At 73.5% G+C, this 17,412-nt stretch carries 14 protein-coding genes; 7 read left to right on the top strand and 7 right to left on the bottom strand.

The annotated features are described in order from the left end of the window. Positions 1–14 precede the first annotated feature (14 nt). Complete coding sequence (locus tag SNE206_RS16220) at positions 15–782, bottom strand: amino acid ABC transporter ATP-binding protein (RefSeq protein ID WP_407914069.1); 768 nt, start codon at positions 780–782, stop codon at positions 15–17. Positions 783–954: 172 nt separating this feature from the next. Then, positions 955–1,572 carry a TetR/AcrR family transcriptional regulator gene (locus SNE206_RS16225; RefSeq protein WP_407914070.1) on the bottom strand — a complete coding sequence of 206 codons (618 nt, stop codon included), beginning with the start codon at positions 1,570–1,572 and terminating at the stop codon, positions 955–957. Positions 1,573–1,679: 107 nt separating this feature from the next. On the opposite strand from SNE206_RS16225, the gene SNE206_RS16230 reads away from it, so the two are divergent. Then, complete coding sequence (locus tag SNE206_RS16230; protein WP_407914071.1) at positions 1,680–3,323, top strand: MFS transporter; 1,644 nt, start codon at positions 1,680–1,682, stop codon at positions 3,321–3,323. Positions 3,324–3,385: 62 nt separating this feature from the next. On the opposite strand, the gene SNE206_RS16235 is transcribed toward SNE206_RS16230, so the two are convergent. Next, entirely contained in the window at positions 3,386–4,123 is a 738-nt protein-coding gene (locus tag SNE206_RS16235) for a VOC family protein (protein WP_407914072.1), read from the bottom strand. Between the two features lie 217 nt (positions 4,124–4,340). Between SNE206_RS16235 and SNE206_RS16240 the strand changes: the two genes are divergently transcribed. The 6 genes from SNE206_RS16240 to SNE206_RS16265 all read left to right on the top strand — a co-directional run bounded on the left by SNE206_RS16240 (position 4,341) and on the right by SNE206_RS16265 (position 14,181). Further along, entirely contained in the window at positions 4,341–6,680 is a 2,340-nt protein-coding gene (locus tag SNE206_RS16240) for a SpoIIE family protein phosphatase (protein WP_407914073.1), read from the top strand. Between the two features lie 803 nt (positions 6,681–7,483). Continuing rightward, complete coding sequence (locus tag SNE206_RS16245) at positions 7,484–8,479, top strand: dihydroxyacetone kinase subunit DhaK (protein ID WP_407914074.1); 996 nt, start codon at positions 7,484–7,486, stop codon at positions 8,477–8,479. A 29-nt stretch (positions 8,480–8,508) separates the two neighbouring features. Next, a complete protein-coding gene (locus SNE206_RS16250; protein ID WP_407914075.1) occupies positions 8,509–9,162 on the top strand; it encodes a DAK2 domain-containing protein in 654 nt (217 codons plus the stop codon). A 430-nt stretch (positions 9,163–9,592) separates the two neighbouring features. Then, the gene (locus SNE206_RS16255) at positions 9,593–10,705 is read left to right on the top strand and encodes a ricin-type beta-trefoil lectin domain protein (RefSeq protein WP_407914076.1); all 1,113 of its coding nucleotides are present in this window, start codon (positions 9,593–9,595) and stop codon (positions 10,703–10,705) included. Between the two features lie 293 nt (positions 10,706–10,998). After that, complete coding sequence (locus tag SNE206_RS16260; protein WP_407914077.1) at positions 10,999–13,536, top strand: ricin-type beta-trefoil lectin domain protein; 2,538 nt, start codon at positions 10,999–11,001, stop codon at positions 13,534–13,536. 336 nt (positions 13,537–13,872) lie between these two features. Further along, positions 13,873–14,181, top strand: a complete 309-nt coding sequence (locus tag SNE206_RS16265) for a hypothetical protein (RefSeq protein WP_407914078.1) — start codon at positions 13,873–13,875, stop codon at positions 14,179–14,181. A gap of 180 nt (positions 14,182–14,361) precedes the next feature. Here the strand turns inward: SNE206_RS16265 and SNE206_RS16270 are convergent, their stop codons facing one another. The 4 genes from SNE206_RS16270 to SNE206_RS16285 form a co-directional block, all read right to left on the bottom strand. Next, positions 14,362–14,955 carry a TetR/AcrR family transcriptional regulator gene (locus tag SNE206_RS16270; protein ID WP_407914079.1) on the bottom strand — a complete coding sequence of 198 codons (594 nt, stop codon included), beginning with the start codon at positions 14,953–14,955 and terminating at the stop codon, positions 14,362–14,364. Between the two features lie 72 nt (positions 14,956–15,027). Then, positions 15,028–16,116: a hypothetical protein gene (locus SNE206_RS16275; protein ID WP_407914080.1), complete on the bottom strand. Its 1,089-nt coding sequence runs from the start codon at positions 16,114–16,116 to the stop codon at positions 15,028–15,030. A gap of 176 nt (positions 16,117–16,292) precedes the next feature. Then, positions 16,293–16,790: a flavin reductase family protein gene (locus SNE206_RS16280; RefSeq protein WP_407914081.1), complete on the bottom strand. Its 498-nt coding sequence runs from the start codon at positions 16,788–16,790 to the stop codon at positions 16,293–16,295. A gap of 3 nt (positions 16,791–16,793) precedes the next feature. Continuing rightward, positions 16,794–17,372, bottom strand: a complete 579-nt coding sequence (locus tag SNE206_RS16285) for an isochorismatase family protein (RefSeq protein ID WP_407914082.1) — start codon at positions 17,370–17,372, stop codon at positions 16,794–16,796. Between the last annotated feature and the right edge of the window lie 40 nt (positions 17,373–17,412).

The raw sequence follows: 17,412 nt of genomic DNA on the forward strand, positions 1-17,412 counted from the left end.
TGCGCAGGGGCCCGTCAGTGGTGGAGGATCTTCGAGAGGAAGTCCCTGGCCCGCTCGCTGCGCGGGTTGCCGAAGAACTGATCGGGTGTCGTCTCCTCCACGATCCGGCCATCCGCCATGAACACCACACGGTTGGCGGCCGACCGGGCGAATCCCATCTCGTGGGTGACGACGACCATGGTCATTCCCTCCCGGGCGAGCTGCTGCATCACCTCCAGGACCTCGGTGATCATTTCGGGGTCGAGTGCGGAGGTCGGCTCGTCGAAGAGCATGATCTTCGGGTCCATGGCCAGCGCCCTGGCGATCGCGACGCGCTGCTGCTGACCCCCGGAGAGCTGCGCGGGGTACTTGTCGGCCTGCGAGGCCACGCCCACCCGGTCGAGCAGTCGGCCGGCCCGTTCCGCGGCGGCCTTCTTGTCCTTCCGGCGCACCTTGATCTGGCCGAGCGTGACATTGTCGAACACGGTCCTGTGCGCGAAGAGGTTGAACGACTGGAAGACCATGCCGACGTCGGCCCGCAGCGCGGCGAGCTCGCGGCCCTCGGCAGGCAGGGGCCTGCCGTCGATGACGATCTCGCCGGAGTCGATGGTCTCCAGACGGTTGATGGCGCGGCACAGGGTGGACTTCCCGCCCCCGGACGGCCCGATCACGACCACGACCTCGCCACGGGCGACCGTCAGGTCGATGTCCCGGAGGACGTGGAGATCACCGAAGTGCTTGTTGACCTTGCGCAGCACGACGAGATCGCCCGTGGCGGCAGGGGCGGGAATGTCCTTTGTCACGGCTGCTCCGCTCGTCGGTCACATGATCCGTCCTGCGGAACGGAGCCGCATGCCGGGAGCGCCACCCCTGTGGTCGGGCACCTCGTGGAGCCGTCCTCTCCGTGTGCGGCAGATGCCGATACGAGTGGTCACGTTCGACGGTCCGCTCCAGGCACTTGCTTGAAGACCGGACTCAGAGGCCGCGTGCGACGGCGGCGAGCACGGTCTCGACCGCGGCTCGGACCTGGTCGGCGGGGAGGTCGCGCAACGGGCCGTCGACGAGCAGGTCGGCCAGGCCGTGCACGGCTGACCAGGCCGCGTACTCCGCGCCGGGGCGCCGCTCGGGCGGTAGTTCTCCTGCCTCGACGAGCTCGTCGAGGCGGGCGGCGAGCAGGGTGTAGGGGTCGGTGCTGCCGGGTTCGGGGTGCGGCAGCGGAGGCTTGCCTCCGTGGGCGGTGGCGCCGGAGAAGGCGGTGCGGAACCAGCCGTGTTCGGTGAGCGCGAAGTCGACGTAGGCCCGGCCGATGGCCTCCAGCCGGCCCCAGGCGCGGGGGGCGGGGTCGTGCTCGGCGACCTCGGCGGTGCGCCGGATCATCAGCAGCCCCAGCTGTTCCATGCAGCGGGCCGCGACGGCGGCGAGCAGGTCCTGGTGGTCGGCGAAGTGCCGGTAGGCGGCGTTGTGGGAGACGCCGGCCTCGCGGCTGACGGCGCGGAGCACGACGGCCGAGGGGCCGCCGGTACGGGCGAGGGCGACTCCGGCGTCGATCAGGGCCTCACGCAGATTGCCGTGATGATATGTCCGATTCTCCAAGGTTTCACCACCTTTCCGGCTGAATGTTGACAGTGTCCATTTCGGGTGGAAGCGTGTCAATCGCCGCATGTTGTCACTGTCAACTTGCCTGGCGGATGGAGCACCTCATGGCCGCCCTCACCTCTCGCCGACGCCTGCTGGTCCTGGCCACGGTCTGTCTCGCCGCGTTCGCGATCAACCTCGACACCACGATCGTGAACGTGGCCCTGCCCGAGCTGAGCCGACAGCTGGACGCCACCACCCGTGACCTGCAGTGGGTCGTCGACGGCTACAACCTGGCCTTCGCCGCGCTGGTGCTCACCGCGGGTTCGCTCGGCGACCGGTTCGGTCGGCGGCCCGCCCTGCTGCTCGGGCTCGCCGGGTTCGCCGTCACCAGTGCGACCGGCAGCATGGTCGGTTCACCGGCGGCACTGGTGGCGGTCCGGTTCGCCATGGGCGCCTGCGCGGCCCTCATCTTCCCGACCACGCTGTCGATCATCACCAACACCTTCCCCGATCGCCGCTCCCGCGCCAAGGCGGTCGGGGTGTGGGGTGCCGTCACCGGTTTGGGCGTCGCGGTCGGCCCGGTGGCCGGCGGCCTGCTGCTGGCCCACTTCGGCTGGCCGTCGGTGTTCCTGGCGCTGGTGCCGGTCGCGCTCGCCGCCCTGGCCGCCACCTGGGCCTGGGTACCGGAGTCCAGCGACCCCGCCTCGGCGCGCCTGGACCTGCCCGGCCTGGCCGTGTCCTCGGCGGCCATCGGCATCCTGGTCTACACGATCATCGAGGCGCCCGACCGCGGCTGGGGTGCCCCCGCCACCCTGGCCGGCCTGGCCGCCACCGCCGTGCTCACCGCGGCCTTCGTCGGGATCGAACGCGGTCGCGCCCACCCGATGATCGACCTGACGCTCTTCCGCACCCCGGCCTTCTCGGCCGCCAGCGGCTCGGTCACCCTTGCCTTCTTCGCCCTCTTCGGCTTCATCTTCCTGGTGACCCAGTACTTCCAGTTCGTCCGCGGCTACGGCGCGCTCTCCACCGGCGTGCGCATCCTGCCGGTCGCGCTGAGCATCGCCGCCGGCTCGCTCGGCGGGGTCGCCCTGGTCGCCCGGTTCGGCACCCGCGCCGTGGTGACCTCGGGCCTCGTCCTGCTCGGCACCTCCTTCACCTGGATCGCGACCTCGCCGGCCTTCGTACCGTACGAACTGATCGTCGGTCAGATGGTGCTGATCGGCCTCGGCCTCGGGCTCACCACCGCCCCGGCCACCGAGTCGATCCTCAGCGTGCTGCCGCCCGCCAAGGCCGGTGTCGGCTCCGCGGTCAACGACGCCACCCGCGAGGCGGGAGGCACCCTCGGCGTCGCCGTCCTGGGCTCGATCTTCACCTCGCTCTACGCAAGCCGCCTCGCCGACACCGCCTTCACCGCTCTGCCGCCCCGCACCGCCGCAGCCGCCGAGGACTCGGTCGCATCCGCCCTCGCCGCCGCCACCGGCCTCGGCCGGGCCGACCTGCTGACCGCCGTCCAGACCTCCTTCATGGACGCCTTCCACCTCGCCTGCCTGGTGGCCGCCGGAATCTGCCTGGTCGGCGCGCTCGGCGCCGGACTGGCACTGCCCGGCCGCACCATCGACCGAACAGGCGGCCCGGCAGCGAGGCGGACTCCCTCGCCGGCACCAGCTCCAGGGCCGAGCCGACGAACCCCGGGCCCGCCACCGCCCGAACGATCCGGAACGCGGACCGCTTCGAGCGGCAGCCCGCGCGACGTCCGCACGCGGTGAACCCGGCCGGCACCGTGCCGGTCCGCCGCCGACCCGGAACCGGCCGGTGCCGCTGCTCAAGGTCAGCCGGGGGAGAGGAGGCAGAACTCGTTGCCTTCCGGGTCGGCCAGAACCGTCCAGGAGATCTCGGACCGGTCGATACCGGGGTCGGTGGCGCCCAGGGCGAGCAGCCGGGCTTCCTCTGCCGCCGGGTCGCCGCCGGGGTACGGACGCACGTCGAGGTGGACGCGGTTCCACCCGCTCTTGGTGTCGGGGGTGCGGAGGAACTCCAGGTAGGGACCGACGCCTTCGGCGGAGCGCATGGTCGCGTGGTCGTCGGTGACCTCGTGCAGCGTCCAGTCCATCGCCTCGCCCCAGAACCGGGCCATCTCCCGCGGGTCGGTGCAGTCGACCACCACCGCGGCGATCGGCCCGGTGTCCCGGTAGACCGGGCGGGGTTCCAGGACGCAGAACTCGTTGCCCTCCGGGTCGGCCATGACCGTCCAGGGGACGTCGCCCTGACCCACGTCGGCGAGCGTCGCGCCGAGACCCTTCAGGCGCGCGACCAACTCCGTCTGATGGGCGGTCGAGGTGGTGGCCAGATCGAGGTGCACCCGGTTCTTCACCATCTTGGGCTCCGGGCGGGCGATGACGTCGATGCAGACGGCCGCCGGGTCGGGGTAGGAGAAGCCCACGGGTTCGAGGTTGGTCACGCCGGGCCCCTCGCTGTCGAGGCCCCAACCGAGTGCCTGCGCCCAGAACCGGCCGAGCGCCGAGTCGTCCTGGGCCTTCATGTTGATCTGCACGAGTCGTGTCGCCATGCCGCAGATCCTAGAAGCTGCCGCCTGCCCGAGCCGCCGCGATCGGACCGCGGTTCGGCGGCGGGTGCGGCGGAGGCCCTCCGGGGTGCCCGGCGGCGGGTCGGGGAGCATGCTGCTGGTGGGACCGCAGAGCGCCGGATCCCCAGCTCGCCGACCGCAGGGAGGGTCCGTGCCGCCGTCCACCCACCGGCCTCCGGGGCTCCCTGACACGGCGCGGGTGGCTTCGGCGCTGGTCGGTCCGGAAGGCCTGATCGCCTGGTGGTCGACCGAGGCCGAGCACCTCCTGGACCGGAAATCCGGCGAGGTGCTCGGGACACCGGCCCGCCGCCTGCTGGCGCGTGCGACCGGAGCACGGGAAACGGCCCGGGGATGGCGCACCGTGTGGCTGAGCAGCCGGGACCGGGGACCGGTCGGTGTGTGGATCGCGGTGCTCGACGGCGACGGGCAGGGGAACCACCTCGTCCTCGCGGTCCCGGCCGGGTCTCCCGCCGACACCGACACCGACACCGACACCGACGCCGCTGCCGAGGACCCCGACCGGAGCGGTGATCTTGCCCGGGCGGTGTTCGCGCAGGACCGGCTCGCGGTCGCCGCGTTCGACCCGCAGCTCCGGCTGGTGCGGAGCAACACGGCCTTCCGGGCGCTGGGCCCCGCGGACGGGGGGAGCACCTGGTTCCTCGACCTGGTCGGGCCCGGTGGCAAGGAGACGGTCGGGCAGGAGCTCGCCCGGGTGGTGCACAGCGGCGAGTCCCTGGCCGGGAGGATCTACCGCCCGGGGCCGGCCGGGGCGGGCGGTGCGCTCTCGCTCGCCGGTTTCCGCATCAGCGACCGGCAGGGAACCACCGTGGGTGCGGCGGCCGTCGTGGCCGAGGGCGCCTGGGACCTCCGCAGCCGCCGGCTGATCGAGTCCTACCGCCGGGCCTTCGAGATCGGCGGATCCTTCGACGTCGTCACCGTTGCCCGCGAACTCGTCGACCTGGTCGTGCCCGCGCTGGGAGACCTGGGCTGCGTGGACTTCCCCGACGACGTCCTGCAGGGGCGCGACCCGCCCCTGGGGTACCCGGGCATGCGTGCCTCGCGTCCGCGCAGGGTTGCCGTGAAGTCCGCGGACGGGGGCTGGCCCGCGGCGATGACGCAGGCCGGCGAGCAGGTCCCGATCGTCGAGGACCAGCCCCGGACCGCCGCCATCGCGGTCGGCAGGGCCTTCGTCCTGGACCCGGCCGCCGGCCGTGCGCTGCTCTCCCACGATGCCCGGCTCATCACCCGGCTGATGCCCGCCGACATGCGTACGGCCGTCGTCTGCCCCCTCTACCACCGCGGCCGACTGTTCGGCTCCCTCCAGCTGTGGCGTACCGACAACCCGGCCCCCTTCGACGAGGACGACCTGAAACTGGTCCAGGACCTGTGCGACCGCACCGCACTCGTCCTGGACAACGCCCACCGCTACACCCGCGAACACCGCACCGTCGTGGCCCTGCAGCGCAGTCTCCTGCCACCCGCAGCCACCCGGAGCACGGCCTGCGAAACCGCCGGCACCTATCTGCCCGCCAGCGGCAGCGTGAGCGCGGGCGGCGACTGGTTCGACACCATCGCGCTGTCGTCGCTGCGGACGGCGCTCGTCGTCGGTGACGTGATCGGACACGGATTGCCGGCCACCGCGACCATGGCGCGCCTGCGTACGGCGGTGCAGACCCTCGCCGACCTCGACCTGCCGCCCGACGAGCTCCTCACCCGCCTGGACGACCTGGTCCGGCGCATGGCGGCGGAGTCCGATCACCCCGACACCGTCGGTGCGACCTGCCTGTTCGTCGTCCACGACCCCGTCACCGGGCACTGCCGCATGGCCAGCGCGGGTCACCCTCCACCCGCCCTCCTCCTGCCCGACGGCACCGCCCACCACGTCCCCCTCACGCCGGGGCCGCCGCTGGGCGTGGGCGACCACCCCTTCGAGGAGTGGAGCGGCGCGCTGCCCCCGGGGAGCACCCTCGCCCTCTACACCGACGGCCTGACCGGCCACGACCCCACCCGCGGCATGCCCGACCTCCTGACCCACCTCGCCGCGGCGGCCCGGCCCGAACGGCCCCTGGCCGACATCGGCGCCGACCTCGTCGACCGCCGTCCCGTCTCCGAGAACCACCGCGACGACGACGTCACCCTCCTGATCGCCCGCATCCAGGCCGTCCCGGAGGAGAACGTGCGGCGCTGGGAGTACCCCGCCGACGTCACCGCCGTGCACACGGCACGCGCCGACGCCACCGCCCAACTACGGTCATGGGGACTGGAGGAGCAGATGTTCGCCACCGAGCTCGTCGTCAGCGAGCTCGTCACCAACGCGATCCGCCACGCCGGTGGCCCCGTCGGCCTGCTCCTCGTCCGCGACCACGTGCTGGTGTGCGAGGTGTCCGATTCCAGCAGTACCCAGCCCCGTCTGCGCAGGGCGCTGAACACCGACGAGGGCGGCCGCGGGCTCTTCCTGGTGGCGCAGCTCACCAACCGCTGGGGAAGCCGACACGGAGCCCACGGCAAGACCATCTGGACCGAGCAGAACCTTCCGTGAGAAGCACCGCCCCGGCCCCCGGCCCCCGGCCCCCGGCACCGGCCGCGTCCACCGACCTGTCCGTGCGTCAGGCCACCGGACATGCGACGGCCACCCGCACCCGCCCGGTGGAACGCCTGGACGAGCTGCCCGACCCCGGCGGGCTGCCCGCGGCGGCACGGCCCGGGCCGACGGTGCGGCCGGTGCCCGGAGCCGGTGCCCGGAGCCGGTGCCCGGAGCCGGTTCCAGGGCGTGCGGCCCGCCGGGGCACGGTGCAGAGTCGGAGTGAGGCCGGGTGCCCGTTCCGTGCGCGCCCCGCCGATGGCACAAGGAGCACACCGTGACCCCCGTTCCGTCCTTCCGACCCTCCACCCTGCCGCCCTGGCCCGTACGGCTGCCGCGCCAGCCCGATCCGCGGCGGGCGGACGACCGATGAGCACCGGCGCACCCGCCGGCCGGTGCGTCGGCGGGTGCGCCGGTTGCCGCGGATCGGGCACCCGCCCCACGGCGGAGGCCCGGAGCGGCACCGCCGGTCCGTCGCCCGGACGTTCACACGGATGGCGGCATCCGGGGACCTGGATCTGCCGCTGCCCGGCAGCGGCCGGACCCGTGAGCGGCCGACAGACCGCCCACCCCGGCCGGACGGTGACCCGCGGCGCCCGGTACCCGCAGATCGCCGTGGCAGCCGTGCCGATCACCGTCGTCGTTCTCCGCCGGTCCTGGCGAACGGGTTGCCAGGTGCGGAGGCGTGGCTCAGGATTGGGCGCGACAAGCGGCTGTTCGCCCCGGGACGGTGCGGCTTCCGGCGCAGTAGGGAGTCGGAGATGGCCCGGTACTTCGAGAACGCCCCCGAGTCGCTGGTGTCCGACGCGCTGGCGGGCTTCGCCCGCGTGCACGCGGACCTGGTGACCCATCAGGCCGACCACGGTTTCGTCCGCGCCCGGCACACCGCGCCGTCCCGCCGGGTCGGGCTGGTGTCCGGCGGCGGTTCGGGGCACGAGCCGATGCACCTGGGATTCGTCGGCGCGGGGATGCTCGACGCGGCCTGCCCGGGGCAGATCTTCGCATCCCCCCACAACCGGCAGATCTTCGAGGCGTCGCGCGCGGTGGCCCGTGCGGAGGGCGTTCTCCACATCGTGAAGAACTACACCGGCGACCGCATCAACTTCGGCATCGCCGCGGAGCGCCTCGCCCACGAGGGCATTCCGTGCGCGAGGGTCCTCGTCGACGACGACCTGGCCTCCGAGTCCGCGGAGATCGCCGCGGGCCGGCGCGGCACCGCCGCCACGGTCCTGGTGGAGAAGGTGCTCGGCGCGGCCGCGGACCGCGGCCTGGGCCTGGCCGAGCTGGCGGCGAGGGGGGAGTCCCTCGTCGGGCGGTGCCGGAGCCTCGCCGTCGCGTCGGCGGCCCACACCTCGCCCGCCACCGGCGAGGCCGCCTTCGACCTCCCCGCAGGCATGATCGAGTACGGCGTCGGGATCCACGGGGAGCGCGCCGCACGGTCGGTGCCGGCCGAGGCGCTCGGCCCGCTGGTGGAACGGATGGCCGGGACCGTCTGGGACGCGCTCAAGCCCGCGGCCGGCGCACCGGTGATCGCGATGGTCAACGGGCTCGGCGCGGTCACGCGGCTGGAGCTGTACGCGGTCGTGGGCGAGCTGGCGGCCCTGCTGGACCGCCGGGGCACCCCGATGGCGCGGAGCATGGTGGGCGACTTCGTGACGGCCCTGGACATGAGGGGCTTCTCGATCTCGCTGCTCGTCGCCGACGAGGAGATCCTCGGCCTCTACGACGCACCGGCCCGCACAGTGCAGTGGCAGTGACCGACGGGCGTACGGAGGGGAGTGTCCCGATGAGGTACGACGGCACGTTCACCGAGGCGTGGCTACGGCGCTTCGCGGCGTCGGTGTCGGCCACCGAGCAGGAACTGACCACCTTCGACCAGCAGGCCGGCGACGGTGACTTCGGTGCCAACCTCCGCACGGGCACCGGGTGCGTGGTGGCGGCGCTCGACCGGCTCCCGGCCGGCCCGCGCGCCGCCTCCGTACCGCTTCGGGCCGCGGCCACCGCGTTCCTGGACAAGGTCGGCGGGACGAGCGGGCCGCTGTTCGGGCTGGTGCTGCAGGAGTTGGCGGTCGCGGTCGGCCCCGGCCTGACCGCCGGTACGCTCGCGGCCGGCGTCACCGAGGGGCTGGCCGCCGTGCAGCGGGTCGGCGAGGCCCGGCCGGGCGACAAGACGCTGGTCGACGCCCTCGACCCGGCCGCGCGTGCACTGCGGGGCCTCGACCCGGACACGCCCCCCGACGAGGCGCTGGAGGCGGCGGCCGACGCGGCGTTCGCGGGAGTCCGCAGCACGATGTTCCAGCGGGCCAGGCGTGGCCGGGCGAGCTACCTGGGCGAGCGTGCCGCCGGTGTGCCCGATCCGGGGGCCCTGGGCATAGGGGTGCTGTTCGCCTCGGCGGGGCGGCAGCTGACCGGCCTGGGGGAGTTCCTCCGGCCGGCATGAGCCGCGGCCCCTGGACGGTGCGGCCCGGGCGGTGGGGCCCGGGCGACAAGGTCGGCGTCGGCGAGCTCGGCGTCGGCGAGGCCGGAAACCTGGAGCTCGGCCGACGCCGACCTGTTCCCGTACGCTGCGAAGGCCACGACACCCTCGTCCTCCACGGCGTGCGCGACCTGCCGGGGCCCGGCGCCGGGCCCCGGACGAGCGTCGCCGGACAGCCGCCGTCACGACTCTTGACGTGTCCGCGACCCCCTGGCTACGGTGAGAGAGCGCTCTCCGGAACCTCTCCGCGCCATCTGCTGATTCTCCGTCACCAAGGGCTTCTGCGGGGGCGGTTGACAACGATGTCGGAGAGGATTCCCTCGTCCGCCCACGCGATGTCGGCCCTGCCGGGACGGCAGTCGCGTGACCCTACTACTTGTCGCGAGGACGGGACATGACCAGGTACTTGGCGGGTGCGGCCGTGGTGCTGGCGGCCGTGCTGACCGCGGTCTGGACGGGCGTCGCGCCGGCGGTCGCCGACAGCGCCGCGGCGCCCGTCCCGCTGCGCGTGATGCCGCTGGGCAACTCGATCACCTGGGGGGAGGGGAGCAGCACGGGCAACGGCTACCGGGCGCCGCTGGGCAGCCGGCTGACGGGTGCGGGGTACTCCGTGGACTTCGTCGGCAGCGGACGCAACGGCACCATGTCCGATCCGGACAACGAGGGCCACTCCGGCTGGCGGATCGACCAGGTCGCCTCGATCGTGGACGGCACGCTGGCCCGGTACCGGCCGAACGTGGTGCTCGTGGAGATCGGCACCAACGACCTGAACCAGAACTACCAGGTGCCGACGGCCCCCGACCGGCTGCGCGCGCTGGTCGACCGGATCACCGCCGACGTCCCCGACGCGGCCGTGCTGCTCGCCTCGCTGGTCGTCTCCACCAGCTCCGTGGAGGAGCCGAACCGGCCGGCCTTCAACCAGGCGCTGCTCGGCATCGTGCAGGCCGAGCAGGCCGCGGGCCGGCACGTCCGGCACGTCGACATGAGCGCGCTGACCCCGGCCGACCTGGCCGACGCGCTGCATCCGAACGACACCGGCCACGCCAAGATGGCCGACGCGTTCGACAGCGGCATCCGGGCGGCCGTCGCCGCCGGGTGGGTCAAGGCCCCGGTGCCCACCGGCGGCGTCGTCCGGTCCGGCATCGCGGGCAAGTGCCTGGACGACGCCTTCAGTTCGGCCGCCAACGGCAACCCCGTCCAGCTGTGGGGCTGCAACGGCACCGACGCCCAGTGGTGGACCCTGCGCGCCGACGGCACCCTGCGCGTCCTCGGCAGGTGCATGGACGCCACCGCGGGCGGCACGGCCAACGGCACGAAGATCCAGCTGTACGACTGCAACGGGACCGGTGCGCAGGTCTGGCAGCCGTACAACGGCGGTTACCGCAACCCGCAGTCGGGCCGGTGCCTGGACGATCCGGCCTCCTCCACCGCGGACGGCACGCAACTGCAGCTCTTCGACTGCAACGGGACGAACGCACAGAAGTGGACCACCCTGACGCCCGTGTGACCCGCGCCCGCGGACGTGGACGCGTCCTGGTCGGGGCCGAACGTGCCGCCGGTCGGCGGCGCGGCAGGACGGGCGCGGCGACGTCCCCCGTTCCGGCGCGCCGGCGGTCAGCGGCCGGCACCACCACCACCGGCTGTGCACCGGCTGCGACCTGGACACCGGCGCGCCGGTGCGGACCGGCGCACACCGCCGCCGGCGGCGACTTCGTCCGGCACCCGTCCCTGCCCGAGGAGAACCACGTGTTTCCAGTGCTGCAACGGGCGCGTCCGCGCGCGCTCGGAAGGGGCTGCGCGGTGGCCGCCTTCGCCCTGCTGGCCTCCCTGTTCGTCACGGACCAGGCCCCCGCGGCCCACGCCGCCGCCTTCGTGCCGAAGACGCCCCCGCTGACGACGCCGTGGACGGGCCAGGTGCCCGTCGACAACCCGCTGCCGGAGTACCCGCGGCCGCAGCTGACCCGCCCGGACTGGCGGAACCTCAACGGCGTGTGGGACTTCCAGCAGACGGCCGCCGGTGCCGGGCAGCCCGGCAGCTACGGCGAGGCCGTCCGCGTCCCCTACCCGGTGGAGTCGGCACTGTCGGGCATCATGCGGCACCCCACCGCGAACGACCGGCTCTGGTACCGCCGGACCTTCACGATCCCGGCGGACTGGGCCGGCCGCGGCGTCCAGCTGAACTTCGGCGCGGTGGACTTCTCCACCACCGTGTGGGTCAACGGAACCCAGGTCGGAACCCACACCGGCGGCTACGACGCCTTCGGGTTCGACATCACCCCGGCCCTCGTCGCCGGCGGCACGAACACCGTCGTCGTCGGGGTCCACGACGCCACCGACGCCCCCCAGCCGCGGGGCAAGCAGACCCACGACCCGGGCGGCATCAAATACACCGCGACCAGCGGCATCTGGCAGACGGTGTGGCTGGAGCCCACCCCCACCGCCCACCTCACCCGGCTCGACATGACCCCCGACCTGCCGTCCGGCACCCTGCGGATCGTCCCGCGCGCCGTCAACGCCGCAGGCAGGTCGGCCCGGGTCACCGTCTCGGTCGGCGGCACGGTCGCCGGCACCGCCACCGGCACGGTCGGAACGACGATCGCCGTCCCGGTGCCCGGCGCCCACCTCTGGACCCCCGGCGACCCCTTCCTCTACGACGTCAGGGTCGACCTGCTGGACGGCGGCGCCGTGGTGGACTCGGTCGGGTCCTACACGGGCATGCGGTCGATCTCCGTCGGCACGGTCGACGGCACCATGCGCACCCTGCTCAACGGCAAACCCGTCTTCATGAACGGCACACTGGACCAGGGCTACTGGCCGGACGGCAACATGACCGCCCCCACCGACGAGGCGCTGCGCTGGGACCTCCAGACCGAGAAGGCCATGGGCTTCAACACCGTGCGCAAGCACATCAAGGTCGAACCCATGCGCTGGTACTACTGGGCGGACCGGCTCGGCATGCTGGTGTGGCAGGACATGCCGTCCGGTGACTCCGACAGCACCGGGCGCCAGCTGCACGAGGCCGGGCTGCGGTCCATGATCGACCAGCTGCGCAGCGCCCCCTCGATCGTCATGTGGGTGGTCTTCAACGAGGGCTGGGGCCAGTACGACTCGGCCGGACAGGCGAGCCTCGCCAAGAGCCTCGACCCGAGCCGGCTGGTCGACAACAACTCCGGCGGCAACGGCCAGTGCTGCGGCACCGACGGCGGCAACGGCGACGTCAGCGACAACCACATCTACGAAGGCCCCGGCGACACACTGCCGCCGTCCGCCACCCGTGCCGCCGTCCTCGGCGAGTACGGCGGCATCGGCAAGCGGGTCCGGGACCACACCTGGCAGCCGGTCGCGGCGTCGGACACCAACGACGTGACCGCCGAGTACGAGAGGATCGCCGCGCTGGTCAAGCAGCGGAAGGACGACTACGGCCTGTCCGCCGCGATCTACACCCAGCCCACCGACGTCGAGATGGAACTCAACGGGCTCTACACCTACGACCGCCGGGTGGCGAAGGTCGACACGGCCCGCATGAAGGCCGCCAACGACAAGATCGTCACCGGCGTGGGAACCTTCCCGCCGATCGGGGCCACGATCACCGGCCCGGGCGGCAAGTGCGTGGACGTCGCCGCCGACGACACCGGGGGCAACGGTGCGAAGGTGCAGCTGTGGGACTGTCAGAGCGGCGCCCGGGACCAGCACTACACCGCGGCCGGCGGGGCCCTGCACACCCTGGGACGCTGCCTGGACGTCACCGGCGCCAACCCCGCCCTCGGCACTCCCGTCCAGCTCTGGGACTGCAACGGCACCTGGGGCCAGCGCTGGGTGCCGCAGCCGGACGGCTCGCTGCGCAACCCGCAGTCCGGACGCTGCCTGGACTCCCCGAACGGATCCACCGACAACGGAGCGGCCCTGCGCATCTGGGACTGCAACGGCTCGGCCGCGCAGAAGTACCGGTTCGACGGGGTCTGGACGGTGATCGGCCCGGGAGGCAAGTGCGTGGACGTCGCCGCCGACGACACCGGGGGCAACGGTGCGAAGGTGCAGCTGTGGGACTGTCAGAGCGGCGCCCGGGACCAGCACTACACCGCGGCCGGCGGGGCCCTGCGCACGCTCGGGCGCTGCCTGGACGTCACCGGCGCCAACCCCGCCCTCGGCACTCCCGTCCAGCTCTGGGACTGCAACAGCACCTGGGGCCAGCAGTGGCTCCAGCAGGACGACGGTTCGCTGCGCAACCCGCAGTCCGGACGCTGCCTGGACTCCCCGAACGGATCCACCGACAACGGAGCGGCCCTGCGCATCTGGGACTGCAACGGCTCGGCCGCGCAGAAGTTCGCCCTGACCTGAGCCGCGTCCCGCCGCCGGGACGGTGCCCGACCTGACAGGTACGTCCGCCGCGCCGTCGCACCACCGGCCGGCACGGCGCGGCCGCCGCGGGGATCCACCCGTGCCGGCCGCGCCGTGCCGGGCGCTCTCCCGTGAGGGCTGCAGGGGTGCAAGGGGCTGCAGGGGGCTGCGGCGGGCTCGGCGCCTGGCCGCGCTGGCTGAAAATGCGTCAATTCCAGTTTGCTGTCATCTATTTGCGCGAGTTTCCTTCCTTGATACGGTCCCTCTCGACATAAATTTCAGCGCCGGCGGGTTCGGGACGGGACCGTCACGCCGCCGGCCGAGAGAGGAGAACCGTTGCCACGCGCTCGCATCACCTCCGCCGCCGCGACCGTCGCGCTGACCGTCGCCGGGCTCATGGGTGCGTCCGCCACCCAGGCCTCGGCGACCACTCCGCCCACCCCGTACATGTGCCCGCCCTTCCTCACCGACGGTGCGCACGGCCTCTACGGCTGGACCTACGGCCAGGGCTGGCTGGTCTGCAACTACGGCGGCGCCCCGACGGCGCCGCTGACCTGCCGTTACAACGCGTTCAGCGGCGACGCCTGGTTCGGCGCGCCGAACCCCGAGTACTGCCCCACCCGCGCGGTCCCCACCTCCGCCTGAACCGGCCCGTACCGGGCAGGGGCGGCGTGTCCGGGACTTCGGAGAACCTTGGTGCGGGAGGGGTGGTTCCTGCGGCCGAAGCGCGCCGCCCCGCCGTGCCGGTCGGCACCGGGCGGCGGGGCGGGCAGGGGCTCTGGATTCGCAGCGGTCGCCGGTCGTCCGGCCGCCCGGTCGTCCGGGTCAGCTGTGGAGGAGGGCCGGGAGGAGCACGCTGTCGATGAAGCGGACCAGGTAGTCGAGGTCGGAGTAGGCGCCCTCGAACAGAGGGCGGGTGAACAGCGCGGTGAAGAGCATCTGCGGCACGAACGCCGTGGCGGCGGGGCGGGCGGGGAGTTCGCCGCGTGCGACGGCGCGGTCGACGAAGGCCGCCAGGTGTTCGGGCGCGGTCAGGGTGTCGTTGAGGGCCAGGGCCAGTGCCCGGTCGGTGAGGGCCGCGTGGGCGAGCCCGGCGACGAGTGCGGTGTCCTTCTCGGCCTGGACCACGAGCATCCCGACGAAGGCCACCAGGTCGCCGCGGAGGGTGCCGGTGTCGATGGTGCTGGCGTCGGCCGGCCGCACGGTGTAGAGGGCTGCGGCCACCAGCTGCGGTTTGCCGACCCAGAGCCGGTACAGCGTCGCCTTGCTGCAGCGGCCCCGGGCGGCGACGGCCTCCATGGTGAGGGCCTCGTAGCCGACCTCGCGCAGGATCTCCAGGCAGCAGGCCAGCAGTTCGAGTTCCCGGTCCGAGGTCATGCGCGGCCGGCGGACCGGGGTCGTCGGGGTGTTGCTCGGCATCGGCCCGCCTTTCTTTGGTACGGAACCGTTCCGTACCAAAGTAGGGAGTCGACGGGGGGAGTGCAAACGGGCTCAGGCAGGCCGGTGCCCGGCGACGGCGCGGACCGCGGCGGGATCGGCGCCCGGTGCCCGCCGCGGCCGTCCGGCAACGAGGGCCAGAGCGAGCCCGGCCGCGACCCAGACACCGAGGGTCGCGGCGGCGGTGCCCGCCCCGTGGCCGCCGAAGTAGGCGTTGGCGCGCAGGAGGGTTCCGGCGGCGCCGGGCGGCAGGAGCTGGCCGACGGCGGCCCAGCCGTCGGGCAGCCAGTGCGGGCCCGTGGCCAGTGCGGACAGCGGGTTGCCGAGGACGAAGACGACGACGACCCCCGCTCCCAGCGCCGGAGTGCCGGCGGCGGCGTGCAGGCCGAGGAGGGCGATCGACAGGGCGGCCATGCCGAGGGCCAGACCGGCGGCGTTGCGCAGGTAGCTGCCGTCCAGCGTGCCGGTGCCGAACTGGAGGAGTGCGGCGACACCCGCACCGGCGACCAGCGAGAACGCGGCGGCGCCGGCCAGCCGGAGGCCCAGGCCGAACCGGCTGGGGAAGAGCCGGACCAGGACGAGGGCGGGGAAGAGGCCGCCGAAGATCAGCGGGAGGGTGGCGGTGCCGAAGCCGGCACCCCGGGGATCCCGCGCGGGGAAGGGCGCGAGGTCGGTGACGGTGGTGCCGGTGCCCTGCCGGGCGGCGAGCGTCCCGGCGAGGGCGGTGATCGCGGCGGTCGCCTGCTGGCCTCCGGCCGTGGCGGTGTAGACGTGCACCTGCCCGGCGGGGAAGGCGAGGCCGCCGGCCACCTTCCGGTCGTGCACCGCGGCCTTGAGCACGTTCTCGTCCGGGTACGCGGTCACCCGCCACGCGCCGCCGTCGAGGGTCCGCTGCAGCGGCTGGGTGACGGCCGGGGGACCGGTGACGCCGACGGGTATGCGGTGCGGACCGCTGTGGATCGCCGGGAGCGCGAAGGCGGTGAGCATCGCGGTGACCGCGGCGGCGAGTCCGAGGACGACCGCGGCGAGCCTCTTTCCGAGTGCCCGTCGGCTCGGCGGTGCGAGCGACGGTGCGGGCGCCGTTCCGGGCGGAAGCGCGGGCTGCGGGGCGGACGGTGGTGCGGGGGAGTCGGGGATCGACATGTGGGGGCCTTCCCGGGAGCTGTCGTGCGCGGGCCCGCACGGAGGCGCTGCGACGTGGCGTCCGTCGGAGCGCTGTTCCGCGTCGAGCGGGGAGAGTGGTGCGGATCGGGAGGGTGGTGCGGATCGGGCGCGGGGCGGTGCGGAGGACGGTCGGGCGAGCTGCGGTGCGCCCCGGCTCAGCGGGACAGCCCGGCGAAGGCCCCCCGGTAGAAGAGCAGGGGTTCGCCGTCGTGCACCTCGATGTCCTCGACGGCGCCGATGACGAGTTCGTGGTCGCCCGCGTCGTGGGCGGTGACCAGGCGGCATTCGACGTGGGCCAGCGAGCCCGCCAGCCGGGGTGCGCCGTTGCGGCCCGGTGACCAGGGGGCGGCGGCGAACTTGTCGCCGCCCGAGGTGGCGAAGGCCGTGCAGAGGTCCTGCTGGCCGGCGTCCAGGACGTTGACGCAGAACGCGCCGGCCTCACGGATCCGCGGCCAGCTCCGGGAGGCCTTGCCGGGGGCGAGGGCGATCATGGGGGGATCCAGGGACAGGGACGTGAACGACTGGCAGGTGAAGCCCACGGGGCCGTCCCCGGAGAGGGCCGTGACGATGGTCAGGCCGGTGGCGAAGTGGCCGAGGGCGTGCCGGAAACGGGCGCTGTCGAACGAGGGCCTGTCGCGTACGGGGGTGCTCATCTCTCACGCTCCGGTGGGGTCGGTGGGGTCGAGTGCCCGGAGGATCTGCCGGGTGGTGCGGCACTCGCCGAGCAGCGGGAAGACACGGGTGACGCTGTGCGCGTGGGCGTCGGCGTCCCGGTCGGTCATGGCGTCGGTGGCCAGGGTGACGTGGAATCCGAGCTCGGCGGCCTGCCGGGCGGTGGACTCGACGCCGAAGCAGGTGGCGACGCCGGTGAGGACGACCTGGGTCACGCCGAGGGATCTCAGACGTGCTTCGAGGCCGGTCCCGGTGAAGGCGCCCCATCTCTGCTTGCCGATCCGGTGGTCGCCCTCGGCGGGTGCGAGCTCGGCCACCGGCTCCTGCCAGCCGGCCGGCAGACCGGGGGGCAGGGTGAGGTCGACGTCCGTCCGGCCGTGGGCGGCGGTGCCGGTCACGGTGGTCAGGACGACGGGCAGGCCGTGGCGGCGGAACGCCGCCGCCAGCTCCGCGGCGTTGGCGACGACACCGTCGAGCGGGTGCACGTAGGGCAGGCGCCGGATGCCGTTCTGCAGGTCGATCACGAGCAGGGCGGCGGTGGGGTCCACGGTGGTGACGGTCACGGGAGTCCTCTCATCGGGTACGGGCGCACTCCTCCGGAGT

The sequence above is a fragment of the Kitasatospora sp. NE20-6 genome (assembly GCF_045862635.1).